Genomic DNA, 24,730 nt, shown 5'->3' with positions numbered 1-24,730 from the left:
AAGTGGCAGTCGAGGATTTACTGCAGTTCATCCAGGATGCTACCCAGAAGGTCTCGCTGCTAGCCTGGGCATTATTCCTCCTAACCTGGAGCATAGGCTGGACCCTGAGAGGGGCCCCAATACCTCTAAGCAGGCTGAAGAGGGCGGGGTCGGGATTCATAGAGGACTCGATATGGGCTGCCCTATGGCTTGCCCTCGGCAGCACAATATTCAGTCTAATAACATATATTATTCACATATTGACGGGTTGATTGGGGTTGGAGGCAGACTACCTCCTAGCCGCCTACAAGATAGCAATGTTCACCTTCTACCTAGGCGTACTGCTGTACGCCCTACCAATACCATGGCCTCCGCTGAAGAGGTGGGCGCCCCGCCTCCTAGCGGACTCAATACTAGCCGCGGGGCTCTCGATAGCCTTCTACTCCCTCCTCGAGGCGAGCGACTATATAGCCCGCCTCTTAGGGGGCTCGTGGCCACTCTTCTATACCTGGTACCGGGAGAGCCTAGGGAGCCTCCTGAGCATGAAGGCGTTCATATTCATTGTTGAGTCCATAACTGGCCAGCTACCTTTTGGTGACGCTGTAAGAGTAGTCCTCAGGCCCCTTGACAGGGTGGTTGACGTTGGCCTCTTTGTAGCCGGCTGGATAGGGGCGATAACCTACATAGTCCAGGATTTCGGGAAGGCGCTAGCAGCTATAGGGGTAGCGTTGATATCTGTCCCCTTCCGGATATCCAGGGGTGCAGGGGCCTGGCTCCTATCATTCATACTAGTATTCAACGTCGGCCTCCAAGTAATGCCAAGCTTCCTCTCATCTATAGCAGAGCAGCCCGGAGGCCCAGACCCCTCCGGGCTGGAGGAGATGGGGCTCGCATTCGCCCAGGTAAGGGTTGAAGGCTATCAAGCTGGAATTGGGGGAGGAATCCTCTACCTCAAGGCGGGCGACTCGGATATCACAGCCAACTATACAGTAGTAGCGGGAAAAGCCTACGATACGGACTACGGAATGAATATACCCGTGCCCAGCAGGGTGCCAGCCTACTATACTCTAGAAGTAGACGGGGTTAGGGTGAACCTCAAGCCATACCCTGCCAGGCCAGAAGACTACTCCTCCCATGATGGATTATGGAGTATAGTATTAAGGACCACCTACATGGAGTGGCTGGGAGACTATGCAATAGCCTACACGAACTCATCCATTACAGGACTAACAGGGGGTAACGATACCAAAACCATAACCCTAAACATGGAGAAGGGGGAATACCTTGCAATCCGCTATCCCAGCTCCTGCAGTGTAAACATAACCCACACTGGCGTGATGACTGTTAATGAAGGGAGCTGGGAGTGGAGAGGCATATCTGGAAGAGAGTACAGGCTCACCGCCGCCGCGGACGGAGACTACAATGTAACGGTTAACATGGAGGACTGTGGGAGAGTACGGCCATCTCTAGGTAGAACGATCGACTACCTCGAGGTGGCAGGCGGCATAAGTGCCTTTGCCGATGCAAACCTCCTAGCTTCGATACTCCTCTATTATGCAACCGTCCCAATGATTTACGTATTCACGCTCTTCTCCATCACCTTCGGCCTCTCTAGAGCCCTAGGTGGAAGAGACAGAATCCCTGTAAGAATATGACTGTCCAGGGTGGGTCCCCATGCTGTTCGAGGCAATACTGGGCGGGATGGCGGCGGCGAGCCTCATACTGATAGCCAGGAACACTCGGGGCTCCAACGGTTTCAGGGTGGCTATCGCAAAGATGGCTCCGGGAGACCGGGATGGCGAGGTAGTATTCGATGGGAAGAGCTATGAGCCTATAGTATACTACAGCGAGGATCCGGTGAGAGACGAGTCTGGTAGGCTGGGGGAGAGGCTTACTAATCTAGCCAGGAGTGTAAGGGTTAATGTTACATATGCAACCACGCTCTTCAAGGTCGACAAGGGTAGGCTCCTATCATACCTCGAAGACCAGATAAGCAAGGCCCAGTTCGGCTACCAGGCCACCAGGCACGTGAGGTACCAGGAGAGGATAAGGTTCCTCAGGAGATTATACGGTGAAGTCGCACGAACCCACACCCCGTACGTGCACAGGCTCCTAGTGATTGTGTGGGCTCCAAAGGGGGACCAGGCGGCTAGAGCCAGGGCTGAGGCCTTCAAGTCCATGGTGGAGGCTGAGGCTGGAGTAAAGCTGGAGAGGACGGGAGAGTCAATAGTAGAGGCACTCCTACCCTCGACTGCATCAAATATAGTGGTTGAAGCTCCCCCATCCATGTTCGCAGGGAGCATAGAGGCGCCGGGAGTAGTTGTAGGTAGAGACGCGGATGGACGCCTCGTAATACTTGACTGGCCAAGGGACTTTGAGACCCATATAGGCGTATTCGGCCCCACTGGCAGGGGGAAGACTGTACTCCTAGTAGGACTAACACTACAACTAGCCTCTATGAGCGACTCCCGAATGGACCCCTACGCCGTGGTGGCAGTCGATCCTAAAGGAGACCTGGCGAGAATGCTGAGGGGACACGCATCTAAGACGATCAAGCTTAGGGAAGGCGACTGCATACCCCTGCCGAGGCTCGAGGGAGCTGTTGGAGAAATCATAGAAGAGATGCTATCAGAGCACAGGAACAGCAGTATAACACCCTGCATGGGCAGCGTAGTCAAAAGGGGCTTCACCCTATACGATCTAGAACACCTCCCCAACGAGGACCGAGACCTGGCGGCATCAATGATACTCTCCAGCCTAGCAGTCGAGGCAAGCGAGGGCCCCCTACCCGGGAGAGCAGTCCTCGTGATTGACGAGGCCTGGAGGCTCTCCATCGGGGGAGCAAGGCACATGGTGTGGGCCCTGAGAGAGGGGAGGAGCAGGGGACTCCACATAGTCTACGCCACCCAGAGCCCCACAGACCTGCCAGACCCCGTCCTAAACAATACAGGGACCCTCATAGTATTCGGAGGCTATACGAGGAGCTACACTGAGGCGGCGAGGAGGCTAGGCTTAGACGATACAAGGAGGCTACTAGAGCTTCCAGTAGGCTCAGCCTACATTAAGGTGAAAGACCTCCCCCCAGTCGAGGCTAGGGTATTCGGCTTCCACGAATACATTAAAAGGGCAAGGAGCTAGCTATTCACAGGACCGGAAAAGGGGAGTGGGCTGAATTGGGTAAAAGGCTAAGGCAGCAGAGGGCTGGAAGGGGCACGCCAACATACCGTAGCCCCGGGCACATACACCCGGGTCCCGCAAGGTACCCGCCCCTAACGAGTAAGACCCTGAAGGGCAAGATAGTGGAGCTAGTCCACGATCCTGGGAGGTACGTGCCCCTAGCAAGGGTTGTAACCGAGGATGGGAGGGAGTTCCTAACCCCCGCCGCTGAAGGAGTATACGTTGGCAAGATAATAGAGATCGGGCCCGGAGCCAAGCCAGAGCCCGGCAACATACTGCCTATAGGCAGCGTACCCGAGGGAACAATGGTCTTCAACGTAGAGATCGTGCCAGGCGATGGAGGGAAGCTTGCAAGGCAGGCTGGAAGCTACGCCCTCATACTTGGAAGAGCAGGGGGCAAGACAAGAATAAGGCTCCCAAGCGGTAAGGAGAAGGATATCCCCAACGAGTCCAGGGTCACCATAGGGATACCAGCTGGAGCCGGGAGGATTGAGAAGCCGCTCATGAAGGCTGGAAACGCCTACCACAAGTGGAAGGTAAAGGCTCGCAAGTGGCCACGGGTGAGGGGAGTTGCAATGAACGCTGTAAACCACCCGTTCGGCGGCGGAAGCCACCAGCACAAGGGCCGCCCGTCTACCGTGGCGAGGGAGGCTCCGCCCGGGAGAAAGGTCGGCCACATCGCTGCGAGGAGGACTGGGAGGAGGAAGAGGTAGTCCTCCCTACAGCATTTCAAATAGTCTTTCAGCCGCATACAGGAGCCTACCGGCAACCCCCCAAGCCTTCAGGGGGGTCCCTCCAAGTATCCTATACCTCTCCCTAGCCAGGCGGATCGTAGACCTCTTGAAGTCACCCCTGGGGAAGGCTCCTATCCCCAGCGGTAGCCCCGTGTATAGGCCCCTAACAACCACAGCCTCTGGCGTAGAGGGCCTACCCCTCTCCCAGAGGAGGATGAGTCCCCCCTTATCCCTAACAAACTCCTCTAGGGACCCGTGGGTCTCGTAGATGAGGGGCCTCCCCTCAGGGGGTACCCTTCCAACCTCTAGGAGCTGGGACATGAGGCCCCTGAAGCGCTCGTAGTTCTTCGGGATCCTCGTGTCTGCCTCCACCTTGAAGACTCTCCCGTCATAGACGTGAACGTATACCTCGAGGAGACCCCTCGCGGCTAGAGGCGTGTCGAGGAGGACTAGGAGGCTCGTATGAACTATGTCGGGCCTCCCCCTCCTCCACTTCTCGGCTAGGGAGGCCATGGCGTTATAGTGGAGGCTCTTATCTAGAAGCATATCCCCCGGGCGGACACCGTACCTCCTCGCCGAGCGGACTACTTGGGGGTGGCTCCAGATCTCCCTAGGGACCCTCTCCAGGGGGGACTCGAGGAGTATGAAGGCTAACGGCCCCAAAGCTCGCGCCTCCTAGCCTCCAGCTGGTTTATAGGCTCCCCCATATACTCCGCGGCGGTCAAGAGTTCTACCCCTGACTCCTCTGCAGCCTCGAGGTGCGCCCTTATCTTATCCCTATAATTGAGGTCTCGGAGGAGGTGGTGGTCTACTACTAGCTTCCTGGGCCTCACCTCCAATATTACCCTCAGCATATTCTCGAGTCCAGCCTCAACCGCCCGGACAGGCACCTTGAATCCTGCGAAGTACGTTGGAGGCCCGCCCAGGACTACGAGGTCCGGCCTAGGATTGCTCCAAGCCTTAAGCACTTCTAGGGCCTCCGGGTCGCCGGGTCCCTGCACATCGCTAGTATAGATCACAACACCCTCGTCGCTCACGACTCGGAGCATGAGGACCCTACCAACCTTGGTCCCAGGCTCCCCATGCCACACTGCAGGGGAGAACTCTAGCCTAACCCCCTCGACCTCGAAGACCCCGCCGTCAGCCGGTTTCACATCGGCCTCCCCCTCGACCCCGTTCTTCTTTAGGAAGACATAGCTCCGAATAGCCTGGCTCCTGTTAATGTTATGCCTGGGATCCTTCACTAGGAGGAGCTTCCCCTTGTACAGCTCCGGCTTATCCCTCATGTAGTGATCGTAGTGGTAGTGTGTGATCACAACAACGTGGCTCTGCATGAGCCAGTATTCAGCCTTCTCGAGAGCCTCCTCCAGCTTCTTATACTCTACCTCGTGCGGCGGGAGACCATATCTCCGAGGGGCGAGGCTGGCGCCCAAGTCTATACCTATGACTAGGCCCCCTACCTCTACCACCGTGGCGAGGCTTCGAACCCCCATACTATCCGCCGCTATTATCCTGACCCTCACAATCCCACCCTAGCCTGACACCAGCCTTCTCAGCCACCTCAACGTACTCCCTGCAGTCAATAGGGAGCCACCTGCGGAGCGACTCATAATGATCCCTGTCTAGAGGGACCCTCCCTCCACGGGACGCCCTCATTATTTCGACGTGTAGCCTCCTCCTCACATCCCTCCTGGTCATAGAGGCCAGCACCGCTTCCTCGATGCCGGCGTCCTCGAAGATGACCCTGAGTATTATCTCGATAATCCTGTTCAGCCTATCGGGTACGCCCACAAGGGACCCCCGAAGCTCTATCCTTCTCGCAACCCCCCATGGAACGCTGGCGTCGAGGAACCTGCTCACCCCCGGACGGGGGATCTTATCTACTATACCACCCAGTAGGAAGGCGTCGGCCTCTAGAACCTCCTCCCTCCGAAGGGGCTTCTCTGCGTCGGGCCTTAGGATAATGACCTTGTCAGCCCTCATATTCCACAGGATCTTCCCCGGCTTCTCCCCGCTAATTATCATCTTGGCGTCTCCAACCATGTCGGAGAGCCAAGGCCTAACACCCTCATCGGCCCCCGAGAGTATGAGGTGGGGGTCCCAGAGATAACGCCTCACGACGCTGAGGGAGAGGGCCAGCTGGACCTTAAGCGATCTCAGCTCCTCCTCTGTGTGCATAGACCTCCTGCTCAAGTCTACCACGAAGGCTGGGAGGGGAGGGTTGGGAAGCATCTCGTAGAGGTTCTGCCAGGACAATACTGGGGTGGTACACCTCTTTGAGACCTGGTAGCTGAAGCTCCTCCCCTCCCTGCTGGGGACTCCTATCTCGACTCCCATATCCGTGGTGAGAGTCTTACAGTAGAGTCCTCCCATAGCCCTGCATATGCCCGCTTCCTCTACAAGCATGTACACGGCTATCTCCTGGAGGCCCTGCTCTCTAAGCCTCCTCCTATTAACAGGCCGGGGGACGCAGACCTCGCTTATACCCTTCTCTGAGAGGAGGCGGGCCAACGCCTCTCGGGGTGATGTGGGTCGTGGTAGAGGCCTCTTGACATGCAACACGTATCCCCGGGGGGAGCCGATCCTATAGGAAGTCGTCGAGGGTTATACGGTGCTCCTCTCTCGCCTTGTCCTTCTTAACCCTTAGCCCGGTTCCCTCGAGGGTCCCCCACGAGTACCGTATTATAGGGGGCTTCCCTCCACCCGCTATGACACTCTTAACCCACTCGACAGTGCGGGGGTCACTAGGGTACCCGCTGCCCTTGACACCATAGAGGCTGGAGAGAACTCTTATCCTGGCGTCCCTCACGTGCTTCGCTATTATGCTCGCAGCGGCGACCTCGATATAGTTCTGGTCAGCCTTCTCCTCCACTATGATTGGCCCTCTATATCCGATCTTCCTAAGGTATATCCTGAGCTTCACCGGCCTACCGTACTTGTCTACTGTGAACCTCTTCACCGTGGACTGTTCGATCCTTCCAGCGATCCTCGAGTAAGCCGCCGCTATAGCCTCCTCTGTTAGGATCGTCAGGCTCCTCCTATCTATCTCGCTGGGTGGGACTGGGTGGACTGAGAACACCACGCAGTCCATCCTGGTGAGGTCGTGGTAGAGCCTCGCCCTAGACTCGGGAGTGAGCTGCTTGCTATCCTTCACCCCCATCTCCCATAACTCTTCGGCGCACTCCTCCTTCACGGCTGCGACTGCGACTATCATCTCTCCTACAAGGCTCCCCCTGCCAGCCTCGTCCGCGCCTACGAGCCACTCCGCCACTGTTGAGGGTCCCTCATAGAGGATTCTCCACCGAATAGTAATAATATAGGGACTATGACCTTTCCAGTAGTCTATGGAGGAAGGTCTTGATATTCGGGCGCTCAAGCCTCTTAGACTCCGCCAGCAAGTACTTAGAGGAGTATATAACATATGACCCCTTCGAGCTGGGATTATACCTGAGGCGGAAGCTGTTCGAGTACATGGCGGAGAGGGGTCCAGGAAACCTACTGCGCGATTTAGGCGAGATCACGGATATTGCAAAGATGTTCGCCTTCAACTCCATGATCTCTATGGCAGGCTTGCTGGCAACAATAATGCTCGATTACGGCTACCTTGACCGGCTCGATAAGAGAAGCTATGCTAGGCTAATGAAGAGGATACTAGATATAATCGAGAGAGGCGACATCGAGAGCCTGGAGATGCAGGCCAGGTCGCTTTCAACAGAGCTCCTCCCCGACTCGGAGCTATACCTTCCCGTCGGGGGGAGGATGCTAGAGAGGGTAGTAGTTAACGCGAGGAGCAAGCTAAGCTACGTCCGGATATCTGTTGGGGAGCCTTTGAAGCACGGGCTCCTTTTCAGCGAGAGGATGCTGAAGAATGGTATAAACGCGATGGCTGTTAGGGATGACTTGAAATTATGGGCCATTCGACGGTCCAACGCCGTGATTATACCTTGCTACGCTGCGACTAGCGATGCCATGATAGTCACAGACTACGGAGTAGAGCCCGTTATGCGGATAGCGTGGAAGCAGGGAGTGAGAGTCTACATTATACACCCGTGGAGCGGTCTAGTAGCGCCCTATACCTCCAGCGAAGTTGAAGCGGCTGGCTCCGGGTTCAAGGTGAGGCCCTTCGACATAATAGATCCCATTGAGGGTGAGACCCTTCTGGTCACCGACAAGTTCGTGGTGAGGCTCGACAAGGAGACCCTCCTTAAAACTATTGATGATGCTAAGAGGACATTAAGTGAAATAGTTAGTATAGCATTCTCTCACGTGGTGGAGGGATGACTAGTGGGTAGACTCTTCGGGACTGACGGGGTTAGAGGCGTTGTTGGCGAGACCCTAACCCCCGAGCTCGCTCTCAGGCTGGGGAGGGCTATTGGAGCCTACTTCGGCAAGGGAGCCAGGATCCTTATAGGTAGGGATGTAAGGGTTGGAGGCTCTATGATAAAGTCGGCTGTAATCGCGGGCCTCCTAGCAGAGGGCGTGAAGGTATACGATGCCGGCTACATCCCCACGCCAGGCTTACAGTATAATGTTAAGGTTGGACCCTACGATGGCGGCGTGATGATCACTGCCAGCCATAATCCTCCACAGTATAATGGGGTTAAGGTCATCGCCTCCGACGGGATCGAGGTCCCGAGGGAGGACGAGAGGGTTATTGAGGAGTACTACTTTAAGGGCCCCGGCCGCGGCCTCCCATGGCGCTCCTATACCAGCGATCCAAGAGTAGTCGAGGAGGCAATTGATGTTTACGTGAATGGGGTGCTGGAATCGCTCAAACCACTCCCAGGTGTAAGGAGGGAGCACACCGTCGTAGTAGACTGCGCCAACAGCGTAGGGTCCCTCGCAACACCAAGAGTGCTCCGCGAGCTGGGGGCTAGGGTTAGAACGCTCAACTGCAACCTAGACCCCCTCTTCCCCGGTAGAGAGCCCGAGCCGACCCCCGAAACCCTGAGGGAGGCGGCTAGGCTAGTGAAGAGTATAGGGGCCTCCTACGGTGTAGGCCACGACGGGGACGCAGATAGGGCCATCGCTATAGACGACGAGGGCACGGTGGTATGGGGCGATAGGACTGGGGCAGTGCTCTCAGCATACGCTGCCCGCTACTGGAAGGGCCTCCCCAGGAGAGTATACACTGGAGTATCCAGCAGCATAGCGGTTGAGGAGTACCTGCGCCCCAAGGGAATAGAGGTTGTATGGACTCCTGTGGGGAGCGTCGTGATATCCAGGATGATAAAGAGGGACGGCGGAGCCATATCGGGTTTCGAGGAGAATGGAGGCTACATGCACGTCCCCCACCAGATAGTGAGGGATGGAGCGATGAAAGCGGCCCTCCTACTCCACTTAGTGGATGAGGAGGGACCCTTATCCAAGATACTAGGCGAGCTCCCATCATACTATCCATTGAAAACCAAGATACCGGCGACCCGAGAGCAGGCGGCCTGCGCGGTGGAGGCGGTGAAGAAGTACTACTCAAGCCTGCGCCAGGTAACTATAGACGGGGTGAAAGTCTTCGGCGACGGCTACTGGATCCTTGTCAGGCCGAGCGGGACGGAGCCTGTTCTAAGGATAATGCTGGAGGCCGGCAGCAGGGAGGAGGCTGAAAAAATACTATCCGAGGTAAGGGAGGTTATTAGGAAGGAATGCGGAGTGGAGGGTTAGCAAGATGAAATACTTCGTAATGGACATTCTGGCCTGCCCCGTGTGTAAGAGCACAAACCTCTACCTACACGTGATAGAGGAGGTCGAGGAGGACACGAGTATACCGGTTGAGAAGGTGAAGTGCAAGCGGTGGTGCCACTATAAGAACAAGAATGCCAGTGAAGTCCCCCTAGAAGTATGCAGGGAGTGCGCGAGGAAGAGGATCAAGACGGGAGTCATAGTATGCAGGGACTGCGGGAGATGGTATCCTATAATAGACACGATAGCAGTAATGTTGGACGACGAGTACAGGGATGAGAAGATCTACAAGAGGTTCCTCGAGGAATACCTTGACAAGATACCGGCTAACGTGAGGGGAATGATGAAGATCCCCCCAGTGGGATCCAACCCCTGATCCAATATGGTATCACGCGAGTATCACAGAGGACCACCCAGGTTCAACCCAACTAGCCAGAAAAATTACATGGGGGTTATAGGTGAGCTATGCTGACGAGAAGGAACAATACATGAGCAAGGAGGAGGTCATATCCTGGATTAAGCAGAGGATCGAGGAACTAGAGTCTGAGCTGAGGGTTCTCAAGAGCATACTTGCACACTATGAACAGTCTGGTGGCGGTAGGCTCTCTCCCGACGAGAAGGTTGAGGAGGTCAAGGCTGGCAGGAAGCGGATCGCCCGCCTCTATGTTGGAGAAGACTACGTGAGGCTCGTTCCAGAGTTTGACATGGTTATCGTCGGCGACCTCAAAGAATACCTGGAGGAGACGGTGGAGGAGATCAGGGCGAGGCAGTCCAGGGAGGGTATCGGTGAGGAGGATCAGGCAAGACTCATTATAAAGGAGAAGGCGACTGGGGGAGTCAAGGAAGTTATGATAGTGAATATCGAGGGGATCTCGAGCATGATCAAGAGCAAAGCCGCCCTAAAGTACATCGCAGAGCTGGCATGGGATATCTATAAGGCTAGAGAGAAAGAATAGCGGCTCGGATCTCCACTCCACCGCATCCCTTACCACTAACGGACTTGCCGGGTCTCCTCACAGCCGGTAAGTAGCTGTGCGGCGCCAGGGGTATAAAGGAAACCCCATTCTCCAGGGAGACTCCTGCTTATAGGCTCTCCTCTGTAACATGATTTCGAGGGGGACCCTATTGGCCGATCTCGAGTTCAAGATCGTGGCTCAAACCTTCGATTCCATGGAAAGGATAACCTCGAGGACCCAGCTAACCCTCCTACTGGTTAAACTCTTCCGGCAAACACCCCCAGAAGTAATAGACAAGATAGTCTACCTTATCCAGGGAAAGCTAGGTCCCGAATGGAAGGATATACCAGAGCTGGGAGTCGGCGAGAAACTCCTGATCATAGCTATAGCGCTAGCCTACAAGGTGCAGGAGGATAAGGTGACGAGGCTCTATAAGGAGATGGGAGACCTCGGCAGGGTTGCTGAGAGCCTCTGCAGCGAGTATCGCGCGAGGATGAAGGGGGCGGGTCAGGGCCTTCTAGCCTTTATGGAGGAGGCCGGCGAGACCAAGCTCACCGTCTCAAGGGTCTACGAGAGCCTCTATAAGATCGCGAACGCCCAGGGTGAGGGGAGCAGGGACCTCAAGCTTAGGATCCTCGCAGGCCTACTAGCCGACGCGGAGCCCATCGAGGCCCGCTACATTGTAAGGTTTGTGGAGGGGAGGTTGAGGGTAGGTATTGGGGACGCGACAGTCCTAGATGCTCTAGCAACAGCGTTCGGCGGGGGAGCCCATGCGAGGGAGATCATCGAGAGAGCCTACAACCTCCGGGCAGACCTGGGCCTCATAGCACGCCTAGTCGTAGAGAAGGGAGTTGAAGCCCTTAGGGAGATCAAGCCGGCGGTAGGCACGCCTATCAGGCCCATGCTCGCAGAGAGGGGGAGGGACCCCGCGGAAATCCTCCGGAAGGTTGGTGGGAGGGCGCTCGTCGAGTACAAGTATGACGGTGAGAGGGGCCAGATCCACAAGAAGGGAGATACCATCTACATATTCTCTAGAAGGCTTGAGAACATAACATCAATGTACCCCGACGTGGTTGAGATGGTTAAGAAGCAGGTCAAAGCTGACGAGGCCATTATAGAGGGGGAGATTGTAGCAATAGACCCGGAAACCCTCGAGCTGAGACCCTTCCAGGAGCTCATGCAGAGGAAGAGGAAGTACGATATACACAAGATAATGAAGGAGGTCCCAGTCGCAGTCTTCCTCTTCGACATAATGCTGAGGGACGGAGAGGACCTTACAGTGAAGCCCCTCCTCGAAAGGAGGAGGAACCTGGAGGAGATAATAGAGAGGAATGATACATTCACTCTAGCAACCTCGATAATGACGAGCGACCCCGAGGAACTCTGGAACTTCTTCCTGAAAGCTATAGAAGATGGAGCAGAAGGGGTGATGGTGAAGGCTGTCCACGATCAGAGCATCTACAGGGCTGGAGTAAGGGGGTGGCTCTGGGTTAAGCTGAAGAAGGACTACAAGAGCGAGATGACGGACACAGTGGACCTGGTAGTGGTTGGAGCATTCTATGGGAGGGGTAAGCGCGGCGGTAAATTGAGCAGCCTCCTGATGGCCGCCTATAGTCCGAAGACGGACACGTTCAAGACCGTATGCAAGGTTGCAACTGGCTTCACAGATGAAGAGCTGGACAGGATGCAGGATATGCTCAAGCCCCTCATAATACCACACAAGCACCCGAGGGTCGACTCTAGGATAGAGCCCGACGTGTGGATAGAGCCAAAGATAGTTGCCGAGATACTGGGGGCAGAGCTCACGCTATCTCCAATGCACACCTGCTGCCTAGGCAGGGTTAGACCGGGAGTCGGGATATCCATAAGGTTCCCGAGGTTCATTAGGTGGAGAGATGATAAGGCCCCCGAGGATGCAACCACGGAGGACGAGCTCTACGAGATGTATAGGAGGCAGCTGAGGAAGATTGAGGAGGAAGCCAAGCCGTAAGAAGAGGATACTGAGAGACCTAGTATGGCAGAGGGCTAGAATACTATACGAGCACGCTGTAGAGGAGGCTAGGAAGGGAAGCCTAGACTACGCGGCGAGGCTAGGCTCACTCATACGGGAGCTTTCAGAGTCAACAGGAGTAAGGTTGCCGAGAAGCATCAAGAGGGGGCTCTGCAAGAACTGCAACATACCACTTATCCCAGGATTAACAGCAACATACAGGCTCAGGAGCCAGGGGAGATTATCATACATAGTAATTAGGTGTGAGAGGTGCGGTTGGATCCACAGGAGACCCTACAAGAGGGGTGCAGGGTTTGGAGAGGTTAAAGGAGAGAGTGAAGAGGGCGCACCACGGGCAAGCAGACGTGCTGATAGGAAAGAAGGGGATAACAAGCGAGGTGCTAGAGGAGATAGATAGGAGGCTTGAAAAGAAAGAGGTAGTCAAGGTCAAGATGCTCCGCACCGCTGTCGGGCCTGGGAAGGAGCGCAGGGAAGCGGCTAGGGAAGTCGCAGAGAGGCTGGGAGCCCGCCTGATGGGGGTAAGAGGGCGGTCCTTCATCTTATACAGGCCTAGGAAGAAGTGAAGACCACCATTGCCCAGTCCTTAACAATAATCTCCAGGAATATGATGTTAAATCCACCTGCCGGGTAGTAGGCTCTGGTCTTCCTGGAGTGTCCTTTGCCTGGGAGGAATTGGTAGGCTTGTATCCCCCCACCCTACCTCCGAACAATATCTACTAGTAGGGCGATGCCAGTGAGTATTAGCAGGTGTTCGACTAGTAGGGGGCCTGCGACGTCACGGCCATAGCCCATGGCCCTCCATTCAATGTAAGCCCAAAGGGATAGCCCTGTTTGGGCTATGAAGACGAGGGCTATACCTGCTAGCCTCGCCCCCACAGGCCCTACCTTCCTAGCCCCCCACACCATGGCTAGGAGCCATGCTACTAGCACCGCCTCGATTATTGTGAGACCGTATAATATGCTCCAATACGACATCATTTCTATTCACCCTCTACTCTCTTCGCGGAATCCAGTATGTCCTCCCATACCTCCTCCGCGATCCTTGTTAGCACGTAGGGGCTCCCATAACCCCTTCCAAGCCTCTCTACCAGCCCGTGCTCTTCCAACACCTTTAAGTGGTGTGTTATGCTCCTGTAGTTTACGTTAAGCTCTCTAGCCAGCTGGTTAGGGTTCATTGGCTTCTCCCTGAGTAATAATAATATTTTCGACCTGAGCCTGCCTCCCCTGCTCCCCTCTAGCAGCCACTTGAGAATCAGCCTGATCTCTCTGCGTTCTACCAATACCATACTCCAGTGTGGTAGAAATAGTGTGGGCGGGCATTATTTGTCTTCCCCGGGGTGGACTAGTATGAGGGTCCCGAACTCGTAGTCGTAGTAGTCGTGGTTGATTGGTTGAAGTTGAACGTGGCTCCACCGATGAAGGCCACGCTCCACACGTTCTTGACTCCGTGGCCTGTCGTGTCCCCCCTATTCATATCGTTTATCCAGTAGTATAGCGGGTATCCCTTGTAGGCTAGTTGTATTGTTCCATCGCTCCTCTTCGTGAAGCTGAAGTCGGTTAGGTTAAGGGTTGATGGTACTACGAGGCTGTTGGGCGTGAATGGCGGCCACTTCATAGCGCACTGTCCGTAGCAGTTGCTGGTACCGTTCACATCTTTGGCGAACACGTATAGGGTCTTGCCCTCCGAGTCTACCAGGTAGGCGCCTAGATCCGGCTTCACGGCTACTAGCACTGTGTAGTCGGGTTTCGCAATGAACCATACGCCTTTAATACCGTCCCCGTTTATGTCGCCGGGCTTCATGTCGCCTGCAAAGTAGTATAGTGGCCAGCCCTTGTAGGTTAGCTCCTTGCTCCCATCCTTTCTTACTACTACTCCGAAGTCGTCCGGGTTTAGGCCGGGCGCTATCTTGGGGTTCTCCACGTAGAATATGGGCCAGTGCTCTGCGCAGGTACCATAGCAGGAGCTGCTGCCATTGTAGTCTTTCGCGAAGAAGTAGAGTGTTCTACCCTCAGAGTCGACTAGGTATAAGCCATACTTTTCACTATAGGCTAGCTGCACGTCGTACTCTGCCTGTGCTGCTGCTCCTGTGCTGGTTTGGGTGTTTGAGCTGGTGGTCTCTGCGGCGCTTGTGTAGGTGTATCCATAGCCATAGCCGCTGGTTGTGGTTGTAGTCGTAGTACTGGGTGTGCTTGGGGTGTGAGCCACGTAGCCTATTGCGGCCCCCACTACTAGCCCCACTATCAGGGCGGCTATTAGGGTCGCGATGCTTGAATTCCCTTGCATCTGGCTCTTTCACCTCATGGTTAGTGTAGTCGTTTCTTATTATATAATATTTTTTCAAAGATTTCTACTAATTGTGTCTGATTTGCATGCAATTTGTAAGAACCCTCAAATCGGGTTGCCTCGACGGGGATCCCTCTGTGCTGGCGTATGAGGGAAATAGTATTTTTAATGGTGGCCGTCCGCGGTAACAGGTAAGTGGAGTGGGTGGAGTAAGCGATGGTCAACGCGCTGGAAGTACCCGCGGACATGCTGATCCGTAGGGTGGCTGAGAAGCTCAAGAAGTACGAGCAGATCAAGCCCCCAGTATGGGCGTACTTCGCGAAGACTGGCGTGCACAAGGAGAAGCCTCCTGAGGACCCTGACTGGTGGTATGTTAGGGCTGCCTCCATGATGAGGAAGATGTATAAGAGCGGGGAACCCATAGGCATAGAGACCTTTAGGACCATTTATGGCGGGAGGCAGAACAGGGGCTCCGCTCCGGAACACTTCAGGAAGGCGTCTGGTAGTGTTGCTAGGAAGATCCTGCAGCAGCTCGAGAATGCCGGGCTAGTGGTGAAGGTCCCCGGGAAGGGTAGGACTCTGTCACCGGCTGGTAGGAGCCTTCTAGACAAGACGGCTAAGGAGATAATGGAGGAGCTCGTCAAGGAGAGGAAGGATCTCGAAATCTACCTATAGCCTCACTTTAGCTGATACCCTTCTTATAAAACCCTGAAAACTACCACTTGTTAGGCTGGGTGGATACTATTGAGTATGGATGATAAGGATCTGGAAGAGATAAGGAGGAGAAAGCTACTAGAACTGCAGCGGCAGCTGGAAGAGGAGGAGAGGAGGAAGGCTATAGAAGCCGAGCTGAGGGCTAAGAAGGAGGCTCTTCTTAGGAGGATACTAACGGATAAGGCCCGGGAGAGGCTGGCCAATATTAGACTTGTCAAGCCAGAGCTTGCGGAGGCCGCTGAGAACCTTGTTATACAATTAGTCCAGGCCGGCCAGCTCATACCGCCGGTGAGCGATGAGCAGTTGAAGGCTTTATTACTCCGACTAGACTCCCATGGCAGGCGAGAGTTCAGGATACGCTTTGAGCGCAAGTAGGTGTAGCGGGATGGCGAGGAACAAGCCGCATGCGAGGAAGCTGAGGCTTGCGAGGGCTCTCAAAGTAAACCGTGCTATACCTGCATGGGTTATAATTAAGACTATGAGGAGGGTAACCTTCAACCCTGCAAGGAGGAACTGGAGGATTAACAAGCTGAAGAAGTAGGGGGTGGATTCGGGTGGCTGATAAGGAGAGGCTGATCGAGGCCCGCGTATACAATGTAAATCTCTCCCGCGTATACTGGGGGAGGAGGACCAATAGGGCTGATAGGGCTGTCCGCCTGCTGAGGAAGCTGATCCAGAGGCATACTAAAGCGGACAGGGTATTGATAATGGACGAGGTCAACAATTACATCTGGAGCAGGGGAAGGGAGAAGCCGCCTAGGAGGATCTCGGTGCTGGTAAAGGTCATTGAGAAGACGGGTGAGGAGGAAGAGGAGAAGATCAAGGAGGCCAAAGTATACCTGGCGCCAAAGAAGTTCAAGCCGGGCAAGGTCGAGCTAACCGCTAAGCAATAGGTGTAGTGGGATCGAACAACGGCTTTTACATCCTCCTCAAGTACTCTGTATCAATGGGTAGCGTGGTGCTATGTCATGGCGAAGTTCGAGGTTCAGGCACTCAGCATAATGGGGAACTCGAACGTCGGAGTATATATTGTAGCGACCGACTCCTACGTTCTCGTACCCAAAGGGATCGAGCCAGAGAGGAAGGAGATCATAGGAGAGGTGCTTAAGCTAGAGCCTATTGAGACGACGATAGCAGGGACCAGGCTCGTAGGGGTACTCGCCGGGGGGAATAATAAGGGTTTGCTCGTTCCATCAAATATCGAGGACGACGAGCTCCGGGCTCTCAAGAGGATTCTCGGCGACGGTGTGATCGTGGAGGTCCTCCCGTCTAGGAATAACGCTGTGGGGAACCTTATAGCGGCGAATTCACGTGCAGCGCTCGTCTACCCCGAGCTTGAGAAGGATGCTATAAAGATCATCAGGGATGTCTTAGACGTAGAGGTGTATCAGAGGGCTATTGCAGGAGTATCAACGGTCGGCAGCGTCGTCGCAGTGACTGACAGAGGCGGGCTAGTCCACCCCGACGCAACTGAGGAGGAGGTCCGCTTCCTCTCAGAGATATTCGGGGTCCCCATTCTGACCGGAACGGTTAATTTTGGCGTTGCATTCGTGAGAACAGGATTGGCGGCTAACTCGCGGGGGGCCATAGTAGGAGAGGAGACTAGTGGCCCCGAAATAGCCAGGATCCAGATGGCGCTGGGAGGTGGAGAGTAGTGTCCGAGGTTAAGATATACAGGGTATCAGGGGAGATGATGCTGTCCCACGACAGGTTCCCCGAGTGGAGGAAGTTCACGGTATATGTTAGAGCGGTTAAGCCAGAGCATGCGTTGGAGAAGGTTTACAGCGATCTTGGAGGAAGGCACAAGCTGAAGCGCTATCATATAAGGATAAAGGAGGTTAAGGAGGTTAGCATAGAGGAGGTAGACGACCTCTCCATAGTCCGCCTCTCCATGCTAACAAAGTGGGTGAAACCCTAGTGTCGAGGGAGGAAAAGAAGCCACAGCAGGTGGTAGTAGACCCGAACGCTCTACTGGCGCAGGCTCAGGAGCTGGCACAGGTTATAGAGAACTTGCAGAGCCTGATAGTCGATTTGAACGCTAGGAAGGAGAGCCTTATTAGGGCAAGCGAGACTATAGAGGCGGTCTCAGCGGCGGAGGAGCCCCTGCTGGCCCCAGCGGACCCTCAGGGTGTGGCGTTCTACAAGGCTGTTCCACACGATAGGGGCAAGTTCCTAGTACACCTAGGATTAGATGTCTACGCCTACCTGGACAAAGACAAGGCCCTCGAGAAGATAAAGGAGAAGGTGGAGGGCGTAGACAAGGAGATCAAGCTGGTATCTGAGAAGCTTGAAGATGCTAGGAGACAATATGAAGCCATACAGTCACTCCTACAGCAATTAGCTCTCGCCGCCCAGGCACAGCGGGGCGGGGGGCAAGCTACACAGGCGAAGTAATCCACCCTTCTAGCCCAAGACCATCTTAAACAACACACTTCAAGTGGGGTGCACGGGTTTTGTTCGACAAGCTGAAGAAAGCGTTCAAGCAGACCGTAAATAACATCAAGACAAGGGTCGGGGAGAAGATCCAGAAGGAGATAAAGGAGTCGGACATAGAGGATGTTCTCGAGGAACTCTTCATGGAGCTTGTAGAGGCGGACGTCGCCTACGAGGTTGCCGAGGCTATAGTTGAGAGTGTGAAGGAGACTCTCATTGGGAGGAAGGTCGCTAGGGGTACTGATATTGAAGAACTAGTCTACGATGCGATAAGAGGTAAGCTCCTAGAGCTCCTAGACAAGCCCGCCCCCGACATAATCAAGGAGGCCCTAGAGCGGAAGCCGGGGGAGAGACCCTTAGTGCTCGTATTCCTGGGAGTCAACGGTGTAGGTAAAACCACGACAATAGCTAAGATAGCTAACCTATACAGGAAGAACGGCGTTACACCAGTTATAGCGGCAGCCGACACCTTCCGGGCGGGTGCACAGGAGCAGCTGAAGGAGCACGCGCGGAGGCTCGATGTCCCAATAATATCTGGAAGGTACGGGGCTGACCCTGCAAGTGTTGCTCATGATGCGATAAGCTATGCAGTGGCCCGCGGATATAGGGCTGTCCTAATAGACACTGCTGGGAGGATGCATGTCGACTACGATCTCATGGGAGAGCTTAGAAAGATCGTGAGAGTAAGCAAACCGGACTATAAGATCCTTGTTGTAGATAGCTTGACGGGGAACGATGCAGTGGAGCAGGCCAGGCGCTTTAACGAGGAAGTCGGAGTAGACCTGGTTGTCCTGACGAAGACCGACGCTGACGTCAAGGGAGGGACTGCGGTCTCAATAGCAGGTGTGATCGGGAAGCCCATACTCTTCATAGGAACAGGGCAGGGTTATGATGATATTGAGAGGTTTGATGCCAAGAAATTTGTGGAGGAGCTGTTGAGGTAGTCTCTGGAAGGTTTAGCTGCTTGCAACCGCCTTCACGAACTCATGCTTTGTTATAAGACCTATCAATCTCCCCTCGTCGTCCACAACTGGTAGGGCTCCTATCCCGTTAGCGACCATTATTTGGGCGGCGTAGGCTGCGTCCTCGTCTCCCTTAATAGTTACCAGGTCCTCGCTCATGATATCCTTCGCTAGGGGGACAAAGTATTCTCTCACCGCCACAACCTTGTCCCTACCCATGATGTCGGGGGACTTCACCTTCCTGAACCTATCCTTACCCCGGGACATCCTTACCTCGTAGGATATGCTGGTGAACGCGAGGTCCCTCTTTGTTATTATCCCAATAGGTCTTCCCTCATCGTCTACTATTATGACCTTCCCCGCTGGGTCCAGTGATGAGAGGCGTGCGATATGGTATATGGCGTGGTAGGGGTTCGCTGTAGCATATGCTTCCCTCATTAGATCGCGGACCTTGTGCTCGCCTTTATGGTGGTCTGCGTAGGCCCTCGTTATATCGGTTCTAGTAATGATTCCCTTTAGCCTCCCGTCATCGCCTACAACTGGGAGGCCCCCTATCTTGTATCTCGCCATGATCTGGGCGGCGTGCCTTACACTCTTCCTCGGCGTTATAGTCTTAACATCTGTTGTCATCACGTCCTGGGCTGTTAGAGTGTTTATTGGCCTGGAGGGGTACTTGTTGAGGATCGCATCTACTATATCGGTTAGAGTGATTATACCCACAGGCTTCTCATCCTCATCAGTTACTATTATCCTCCCCACGTTATGTCTTAGCATTAATCGGCGGACGTGGGCTAGGTTCTCCCACGGTCTCACGACAATAACCTCGTCACTCATGTAAGAGGCTACCCTGGGAGCCAACGGTGATCACCATAGTATAGCCATGAGTATGTCTCTCTCAGTTACTATCCCGGTGACTTCCCCCTCCTCGTTAGTGACTAGGAGGCTGCTAGTGTTGTTCTCAATCATAGCCTGTGCCGCCTCTCCAGCATCCACGCTCTCCTCTACCGTGATTACTCCCTCAGTCATCACCTCGAATACTGGGGTCTTGAGGACCTCCTCGATATCGGTGCTCTCTAGATCCTTGAATGCCGCGTGGCTGCCGAAGAATGAGACATAGTCCTTCGCATTAATCATGCCTTTGACCTCGTCCCCACTCTCGCTGACTACGGGGAGGCGCCTGAAGCCGAACTTGACCATCCGCTTCGCCGCCTCATGGATTGTATCCTCTATACCTACTGACACAATGTTGCGGCTCGCTATCTGGCCAACCCTGACTCCGAGCTTCTTGCCGGCAACGTGTTTTACAATGTCATGCTCTGTTATGACACCATACACGCTGCCGTCCTCGTAGACCACGGGTATTATCCCGACTGCGTTTTCAACCATCATTATTATGACAGTGTCTAGGCTATCGGATCTTGAGGCGTATAGCGGTGTTGGATTGTATATTGAGCTTACATACTCGTCGCGTAGGGCTGAGTAGATATTCCTCTTGTGCCGGTTCATCACAATACTATAGTAGTCGCCTCCGCCGAGATAGTTGACTAGATCCATGGCTGTCAAGAGTCCTCTCAGCTGCTGCTTAGCGGGATCAGCTACTACGAGCCCCCTCACCTTATTCTTAGCTATGACCTCGGCCGCCTCCAGTATCGTGGACTGGGGAGCTATGGTTATGGCCGGGTGGCTGGCTGTATAGGCGACTTCCCCTTCTCTTGGAGGTATCCACTGCCTCCAATTCGGAGTACCATCCGCCCTTACCCACCTAATCCCCTCTGGCCTGAATACAACCTTTGGCCTGACCACAATCCTCTTGTTTACACGGGCAACCTGGACCTTCTTTACGGGAGGCCTCCTGGGAGCACTGCCCCCTCTACTAGTCCTCGCCATCACATACCACCTCCACACTACAAGATCAACTTCACGAGATCCTCACGATCAACAATCCCCACCAGCTGCTTATCTCTCTCAGACTCGACTACAGGGACCCTTCCAAACCCCTTTTCAACCATTATCCTCGCCGCCTCTAGGGCCTTCGACCATGGATACAGGTATACTACGGAGGCCGTCATAACCTCCTTCACCCTAGGACCCCTGTTAGGCCCGCCGGACGACTCGAGTGCAAGTCTTACCCCCTCGCTTAGGAGGTCAGACTGGGTGACTATGCCGACGAGCCTCCCCTTCTCATCAACTACCGGGAGCCCTGCATAACCCAGCTCTCTCATCTTCTCCCATATCGAAGCTACGAAGTCGTCACGCCCCGCAACCTCCACCCTACGGGTCATGATCGACTCGATCTCCAGTTCCTCCAGGGCGCTAGGGTTTTCCTCGAGCATCGATCTAATCACGTGCTCTAGTCCAAGGTGGCCTAGAAGCTTGTTCCCCTCAAGCACGGGAGCGTACCATTCGTCGGCAGCAAGCATGTTCTTCACCGAGTCCCCTACAAGGTCGTTTGGGGCGAGTACTATTGGCGGTTCATCCATAACAGACTCCACCGTAGCATTGCTCTTGGAACTCGAGATGACCAGGATCTCGCTCCTAGTTATCCTTCCCAAGAGCTTCCCTGTTCTCTCATCTATAACATACGCTACCCTAGCCCGGGTACTCCGGAAGAGGGCTCTAGCCCTGGTTAAGGGGTCACGTGGACTCAGGGTTAAGGGGGACGGGTCCATGAGCGAGGATACACTCCGACCCCTGGTGCGGGGGAATAAGGCGGTGTTCAAGCCAGGCAGTCACCATATATAATATATGATTGATGGTTAATAAAGTTGACCCCTTACGTGTTTTCAATTAACTATACCTTGAGTACAATGCTAACCTGAGATTTCGGCGATCGACCCAATAGCCTGCCCCGGCAGGTTAGGCTTGAACACCGCTATTAGGAGGGGGTTCCTCTTCCCATGCCTCCGGACCAGCCTACCCCGGTAGACCTTCCCCTTTCCATCCCTATAGATAATCGTCTTCCCTAAGAGCGAGTCAACCTTTCCCTCGTAGCCAATCACGCGTACAATCACTTTAGAGGGATACTGCCTCCCCCCACCCCTTGCGAATCCCTCGATAATCGCCTTCACAGCCAGCCACCCGTATTCTACACGTGTTTCTCAAAGAGAGTTATAAGGTGAGCGTCGGGGGAGAGATGTTCTTCCACGATCCTATAACCATAGATCCTCGCATACTCTCCAAGGAGAATCGAGGCGAGCCGGAGCTTCCTAGCCTTATACTCCAAGTCGCACGTCATCTTACCCACACAGGTTGGAGAGTGGAGGTTGAAGCCATATAGGGCGACCTCGCGAGCCCCAAACGCCATGGCTAAGAGGACAAGCCTATCCCCATCGGTGAAGCCTCCTATCCCGAGGACTGGCCAGGCACAGTAGGCTTGACTCGTATACACTACCCTCTCCCCATCCACTGGGCTCCAGGAGAGCACGTGTTCATAGTTATCTCCATGAATGTGGACGAGGCGGAACCTCTCACCCGCCGGGTCCTCAGTAATCCTGCCGCGGGTTACATCTAGATCACCGGAGACCAGGTCGCACTCCAGCCCCCACAAGGCAACCTGCTCCACTCCAACTACAACATCGCACCCTCTAGGGCGCTTCGAGAGACCATATAGTGGTCCAACCACGCAAACCCTACGCTCCGGGATATTCCTGAAGGCCCACTCGAGGAACCTGCACACCGCCGCCCCGCTGGCAACATGGGAGGCGTAGTAGGCCGCCTCAACCTCCCTCACCCTACTATAGCCCATAGCAGGCTCCACTATCTCTCTATAGAGGAGGCGGGCGGCTTCTAGGAGTCTACAGGCGCGTTCAAAGAGACTGCAGTAGCCTGTATACCCTGTCAACCAGCCCGTCATCTGCACCAGTCCTCCTCATACAGTCCAGCAGGTACCCTACAACCTCCCCGGAGGGGTCCATTACGCCCGCCCGGGCCTTAGTATAGATGACTAGCAGCTCGACGAGGCACCCATACCCTCTATGATACCCTCTAAAACCGGCTACAGTGATGGGCGTCAGCCTATCGCACTCGTACAGGGTGTAGGCACCGCTCTCCCCGACACGGTTTGGGAGGCAAGAGAACCAGCTCCCATACCCGCTGTCAAAGACAGCCCCAGGCATCCTTGATAGCCGTGCATCTAGCTCGTGCAGTACGCTTTCAAGGAACAACTCGGCCCTTGATGGGGCTAGGAGTAGGAGGCAATTTGAGCGCTTGAGGACTCGCTCTAGCCCCGCACCATGATACACACGGAAGAAGAAGGGGCCGCTGCCAAGAATGCCTAGGGGCATAGTATAGTCTAGGCTGCATGATACTGCTATGAACTCGTGGAACCTCCAGCAATCCCCACAGTCACTCATACCCGGTCTCCAGCCCCATATACTCCAGGCGCTATACTGGGATCAGAGTTATCTACCCTTACTACATAGGTAGGCTTGTTGGAGCGATGAGGTCCTCTGCCGCTGCTGAAGGGTCCCTCTAGTGGAGGGGCTCTTATGAGGGTGTGCGAACCCCTGACCGAGGCTCCTCCTCCGTGGAGAGGAGCCAAGTCCTCAGGAGCGTGACGGCGGCGCTTACCAGGGATAACCCCAGAACCGCTGCTAGGAGGCTGGCCGCTACCCTGGGAGGGTCGCTTGTTATTAGGGACATGCTGTTGAACATGAAGTATATCCCCGCGAGTATAAGGATGAGGGCGGTAGAGACTGTCACCACCTGCTTTGTCCTTGACATCACGTGCCGCCCCGCAGTGATACGGTGAGATTATCTAGGAAGCGTAGCCTCTTAGATATTGGGGGGTGGGTGGAGAATAGCTCCATGATGGGGTTCTCCTCCTCCCTCTTAAGAGCCTCTATCACATCGTCTACAGACATGAAGGATCCTCCCAGCACGTCTATGAGGGGTGCCACTATGAATAAGGGTGAGGCCAGCGAGTACTTTTCGGAGTTGTACCCTCCATCCTTTACGGCAAGGTATATCTTTGCTAGGGCTCTCTGGAGGGCCCTGGGCTTCCCCGTAGCTAGAGCAGAGTGGGCGTCGGCATAGTACTCCCTCAGCCTGTTGAAGTGGGCTATGAGGAATTGGAATACCACGCTTAACGCGATCAAAACAGCCCCTATCGCGGCTATGAGGAGGGGGCTGGAGTCTTCCCTCCTGCTATCCCCGCCTCCTAGAAGGCCGGAGTAGACTAGTATCCTTCCTAGGAAGTAGACCATTACCGGGATAATGCTAAGGGCTAGGATCCAGGTTACATCGCGGTGCTTCAAGTGCCCAACCTCGTGGCCTGCAACCGCTTCAAGCTCGTCATCGTCCAGGATGTTGAGGAGCCCCTTTGTTATCGCGATGTGCTTTCCCCCGAGGGGGCTACTGTATGCGAAGGCGTTGGGCAACGGTATGTCGGCGATCTTAACCTTCACCTCCCCCACTCCACTCCTAGAGGCGATTCTCTCAACGATACTCGCAGCGATCCTCTCCCTAGTCGATACAGGGTCCCTCGTTCTATACACCAGCCCTATAATCCAGGGTGAGAAGAGCCACTGGACGAGAATTATGCCGGCGGAGAGGATCGCTGCTCCAACTACTAGACCCTCTCCTCCAGCCCCCAGATAATTGGCAATCCCTACTATTAGGGCGAAGTATGCAGTGACAGTTGCTAGTGCAGTGACGATCATACCGCTTTTTAGGGCGGCGAGGCTTCTAGGCTCCCTCCCAACCAGCCTGTGCGCTCCTAGCACGAATATCCCAGTTACCCCTCCTACGACTAGGCTCTCGATTAGCAGCAGCCACCAGTAGGCTATCAGCCAGCCGAACATGGT

34 protein-coding genes are annotated in these 24,730 nt (G+C 54.7%); 19 read left to right on the top strand and 15 right to left on the bottom strand.

Annotated features, from left to right (window positions below; genetic code table 11):
• Nucleotides 1-2: 2 nt before the first annotated feature.
• The 4 genes from cedA1 to ACZ47H_RS05380 are packed head-to-tail and all read left to right on the top strand — an operon-like array spanning nt 3 to nt 3,869.
• Entirely contained in the window at nt 3-251 is a 249-nt protein-coding gene (gene cedA1, locus ACZ47H_RS05395) for a DNA import protein CedA1 (protein WP_464932672.1), read from the top strand.
• A gap of 6 nt (nt 252-257) precedes the next feature.
• Nucleotides 258-1,634, top strand: coding sequence for a hypothetical protein (locus ACZ47H_RS05390; RefSeq protein ID WP_464932671.1), 1,377 nt, complete (start codon nt 258-260; stop codon nt 1,632-1,634).
• Between the two features lie 19 nt (nt 1,635-1,653).
• A complete protein-coding gene (locus tag ACZ47H_RS05385) occupies nt 1,654-3,117 on the top strand; it encodes a helicase HerA domain-containing protein (protein WP_464932670.1) in 1,464 nt (487 codons plus the stop codon).
• 35 nt (nt 3,118-3,152) lie between these two features.
• A complete protein-coding gene (locus ACZ47H_RS05380; RefSeq protein WP_464932669.1) occupies nt 3,153-3,869 on the top strand; it encodes a 50S ribosomal protein L2 in 717 nt (238 codons plus the stop codon).
• Between the two features lie 6 nt (nt 3,870-3,875).
• On the opposite strand, the gene ACZ47H_RS05375 is transcribed toward ACZ47H_RS05380, so the two are convergent.
• From ACZ47H_RS05375 to rnhB, 4 genes are read right to left on the bottom strand one after another with little or no spacing between them, the layout of a single operon-like run.
• Nucleotides 3,876-4,553, bottom strand: a complete 678-nt coding sequence (locus ACZ47H_RS05375; RefSeq protein ID WP_464932668.1) for a 16S rRNA methyltransferase — start codon at nt 4,551-4,553, stop codon at nt 3,876-3,878.
• Entirely contained in the window at nt 4,541-5,413 is an 873-nt protein-coding gene (locus ACZ47H_RS05370; protein ID WP_464932667.1) for an MBL fold metallo-hydrolase, read from the bottom strand. Before ACZ47H_RS05370 ends, ACZ47H_RS05375 begins: the two co-directional genes overlap by 13 nt.
• Nucleotides 5,385-6,449, bottom strand: a complete 1,065-nt coding sequence (locus tag ACZ47H_RS05365; RefSeq protein ID WP_464932666.1) for a tRNA (guanine-N1)-methyltransferase — start codon at nt 6,447-6,449, stop codon at nt 5,385-5,387. Before ACZ47H_RS05365 ends, ACZ47H_RS05370 begins: the two co-directional genes overlap by 29 nt.
• Nucleotides 6,450-6,474: 25 nt before the next feature.
• Nucleotides 6,475-7,161 (bottom strand): ribonuclease HII, encoded by a 687-nt coding sequence (gene rnhB, locus ACZ47H_RS05360; RefSeq protein WP_464932665.1) that lies wholly within the window; start codon nt 7,159-7,161, stop codon nt 6,475-6,477.
• A gap of 86 nt (nt 7,162-7,247) precedes the next feature.
• Between rnhB and ACZ47H_RS05355 the strand changes: the two genes are divergently transcribed.
• The 7 genes from ACZ47H_RS05355 to ACZ47H_RS05325 all read left to right on the top strand — a co-directional run bounded on the left by ACZ47H_RS05355 (nt 7,248) and on the right by ACZ47H_RS05325 (nt 13,096).
• The gene (locus ACZ47H_RS05355; protein ID WP_464932664.1) at nt 7,248-8,171 is read left to right on the top strand and encodes a hypothetical protein; all 924 of its coding nucleotides are present in this window, start codon (nt 7,248-7,250) and stop codon (nt 8,169-8,171) included.
• 3 nt (nt 8,172-8,174) lie between these two features.
• Nucleotides 8,175-9,548 (top strand): phosphoglucosamine mutase, encoded by a 1,374-nt coding sequence (gene glmM / locus ACZ47H_RS05350; RefSeq protein WP_464932663.1) that lies wholly within the window; start codon nt 8,175-8,177, stop codon nt 9,546-9,548.
• Nucleotides 9,549-9,552: 4 nt separating this feature from the next.
• Nucleotides 9,553-9,942 carry a Trm112 family protein gene (locus ACZ47H_RS05345; RefSeq protein ID WP_464932662.1) on the top strand — a complete coding sequence of 130 codons (390 nt, stop codon included), beginning with the start codon at nt 9,553-9,555 and terminating at the stop codon, nt 9,940-9,942.
• An 82-nt stretch (nt 9,943-10,024) separates the two neighbouring features.
• Nucleotides 10,025-10,522, top strand: coding sequence for a hypothetical protein (locus ACZ47H_RS05340; RefSeq protein ID WP_464932661.1), 498 nt, complete (start codon nt 10,025-10,027; stop codon nt 10,520-10,522).
• A gap of 148 nt (nt 10,523-10,670) precedes the next feature.
• Nucleotides 10,671-12,512 (top strand): ATP-dependent DNA ligase, encoded by a 1,842-nt coding sequence (locus tag ACZ47H_RS05335; RefSeq protein WP_464932660.1) that lies wholly within the window; start codon nt 10,671-10,673, stop codon nt 12,510-12,512.
• Nucleotides 12,490-12,930, top strand: coding sequence for a ribonuclease P protein component 4 (locus ACZ47H_RS05330; protein ID WP_464932659.1), 441 nt, complete (start codon nt 12,490-12,492; stop codon nt 12,928-12,930). Before ACZ47H_RS05335 ends, ACZ47H_RS05330 begins: the two co-directional genes overlap by 23 nt.
• Nucleotides 12,818-13,096, top strand: coding sequence for a YhbY family RNA-binding protein (locus ACZ47H_RS05325; protein ID WP_464932658.1), 279 nt, complete (start codon nt 12,818-12,820; stop codon nt 13,094-13,096). Before ACZ47H_RS05330 ends, ACZ47H_RS05325 begins: the two co-directional genes overlap by 113 nt.
• 133 nt (nt 13,097-13,229) lie before the next feature.
• Here the strand turns inward: ACZ47H_RS05325 and ACZ47H_RS05320 are convergent, their stop codons facing one another.
• From ACZ47H_RS05320 to ACZ47H_RS05310, 3 genes are all read right to left on the bottom strand, one after another.
• Nucleotides 13,230-13,511 carry a hypothetical protein gene (locus ACZ47H_RS05320; RefSeq protein ID WP_464932657.1) on the bottom strand — a complete coding sequence of 94 codons (282 nt, stop codon included), beginning with the start codon at nt 13,509-13,511 and terminating at the stop codon, nt 13,230-13,232.
• Nucleotides 13,512-13,513: 2 nt separating this feature from the next.
• On the bottom strand, nt 13,514-13,813 hold the full coding sequence (locus ACZ47H_RS05315) for an ArsR/SmtB family transcription factor (RefSeq protein ID WP_464932656.1): 300 nt from the start codon (nt 13,811-13,813) through the stop codon (nt 13,514-13,516).
• Nucleotides 13,814-13,875: 62 nt separating this feature from the next.
• Nucleotides 13,876-14,817 carry a hypothetical protein gene (locus ACZ47H_RS05310; protein WP_464932655.1) on the bottom strand — a complete coding sequence of 314 codons (942 nt, stop codon included), beginning with the start codon at nt 14,815-14,817 and terminating at the stop codon, nt 13,876-13,878.
• A gap of 216 nt (nt 14,818-15,033) precedes the next feature.
• Between ACZ47H_RS05310 and ACZ47H_RS05305 the strand changes: the two genes are divergently transcribed.
• From ACZ47H_RS05305 to ftsY, 8 genes are all read left to right on the top strand, one after another.
• Nucleotides 15,034-15,492, top strand: a complete 459-nt coding sequence (locus ACZ47H_RS05305) for a 30S ribosomal protein S19e (protein WP_464932654.1) — start codon at nt 15,034-15,036, stop codon at nt 15,490-15,492.
• Nucleotides 15,493-15,567: 75 nt separating this feature from the next.
• On the top strand, nt 15,568-15,906 hold the full coding sequence (locus ACZ47H_RS05300; RefSeq protein WP_464933954.1) for a DNA-binding protein: 339 nt from the start codon (nt 15,568-15,570) through the stop codon (nt 15,904-15,906).
• Between the two features lie 10 nt (nt 15,907-15,916).
• Nucleotides 15,917-16,072: a 50S ribosomal protein L39e gene (locus ACZ47H_RS05295; protein ID WP_464932653.1), complete on the top strand. Its 156-nt coding sequence runs from the start codon at nt 15,917-15,919 to the stop codon at nt 16,070-16,072.
• 13 nt (nt 16,073-16,085) lie between these two features.
• A complete protein-coding gene (locus ACZ47H_RS05290) occupies nt 16,086-16,424 on the top strand; it encodes a 50S ribosomal protein L31e (RefSeq protein ID WP_464932652.1) in 339 nt (112 codons plus the stop codon).
• Nucleotides 16,425-16,499: 75 nt separating this feature from the next.
• On the top strand, nt 16,500-17,186 hold the full coding sequence (locus ACZ47H_RS05285; protein WP_464932651.1) for a translation initiation factor IF-6: 687 nt from the start codon (nt 16,500-16,502) through the stop codon (nt 17,184-17,186).
• Nucleotides 17,186-17,449 carry a 50S ribosomal protein L18Ae gene (gene rpl18a, locus ACZ47H_RS05280; protein ID WP_464932650.1) on the top strand — a complete coding sequence of 88 codons (264 nt, stop codon included), beginning with the start codon at nt 17,186-17,188 and terminating at the stop codon, nt 17,447-17,449. Before ACZ47H_RS05285 ends, rpl18a begins: the two co-directional genes overlap by 1 nt.
• Nucleotides 17,449-17,925, top strand: a complete 477-nt coding sequence (gene pfdA / locus ACZ47H_RS05275; protein ID WP_464932649.1) for a prefoldin subunit alpha — start codon at nt 17,449-17,451, stop codon at nt 17,923-17,925. The genes rpl18a and pfdA overlap by 1 nt, the downstream gene beginning before the upstream one ends.
• Before the next feature lie 59 nt (nt 17,926-17,984).
• Nucleotides 17,985-18,908 carry a signal recognition particle-docking protein FtsY gene (gene ftsY / locus ACZ47H_RS05270; protein ID WP_464932648.1) on the top strand — a complete coding sequence of 308 codons (924 nt, stop codon included), beginning with the start codon at nt 17,985-17,987 and terminating at the stop codon, nt 18,906-18,908.
• Nucleotides 18,909-18,920: 12 nt separating this feature from the next.
• Here the strand turns inward: ftsY and ACZ47H_RS05265 are convergent, their stop codons facing one another.
• The 8 genes from ACZ47H_RS05265 to ACZ47H_RS05230 form a co-directional block, all read right to left on the bottom strand.
• On the bottom strand, nt 18,921-19,784 hold the full coding sequence (locus tag ACZ47H_RS05265; protein WP_464932647.1) for a CBS domain-containing protein: 864 nt from the start codon (nt 19,782-19,784) through the stop codon (nt 18,921-18,923).
• 6 nt (nt 19,785-19,790) lie between these two features.
• Nucleotides 19,791-20,813, bottom strand: a complete 1,023-nt coding sequence (locus tag ACZ47H_RS05260) for a CBS domain-containing protein (protein WP_464932646.1) — start codon at nt 20,811-20,813, stop codon at nt 19,791-19,793.
• 17 nt (nt 20,814-20,830) lie between these two features.
• Nucleotides 20,831-21,646, bottom strand: coding sequence for a CBS domain-containing protein (locus tag ACZ47H_RS05255; protein WP_464932645.1), 816 nt, complete (start codon nt 21,644-21,646; stop codon nt 20,831-20,833).
• Between the two features lie 90 nt (nt 21,647-21,736).
• Nucleotides 21,737-21,994, bottom strand: coding sequence for a 50S ribosomal protein L35ae (locus tag ACZ47H_RS05250; RefSeq protein ID WP_464932644.1), 258 nt, complete (start codon nt 21,992-21,994; stop codon nt 21,737-21,739).
• A 17-nt stretch (nt 21,995-22,011) separates the two neighbouring features.
• The gene (locus ACZ47H_RS05245) at nt 22,012-22,779 is read right to left on the bottom strand and encodes a hypothetical protein (protein WP_464932643.1); all 768 of its coding nucleotides are present in this window, start codon (nt 22,777-22,779) and stop codon (nt 22,012-22,014) included.
• Complete coding sequence (locus ACZ47H_RS05240) at nt 22,733-23,278, bottom strand: hypothetical protein (protein WP_464932642.1); 546 nt, start codon at nt 23,276-23,278, stop codon at nt 22,733-22,735. Before ACZ47H_RS05240 ends, ACZ47H_RS05245 begins: the two co-directional genes overlap by 47 nt.
• Nucleotides 23,279-23,411: 133 nt before the next feature.
• The gene (locus tag ACZ47H_RS05235) at nt 23,412-23,648 is read right to left on the bottom strand and encodes a hypothetical protein (protein WP_464932641.1); all 237 of its coding nucleotides are present in this window, start codon (nt 23,646-23,648) and stop codon (nt 23,412-23,414) included.
• Entirely contained in the window at nt 23,648-24,727 is a 1,080-nt protein-coding gene (locus tag ACZ47H_RS05230) for a zinc metalloprotease HtpX (protein ID WP_464932640.1), read from the bottom strand. Before ACZ47H_RS05230 ends, ACZ47H_RS05235 begins: the two co-directional genes overlap by 1 nt.
• Between the last annotated feature and the right edge of the window lie 3 nt (nt 24,728-24,730).

It is taken from the genome of Thermodiscus maritimus (assembly GCF_055382595.1).
The sequence above is the reverse complement of the archived record's forward strand: the minus strand, read 5'-3'. Positions and strand labels throughout refer to the sequence as shown.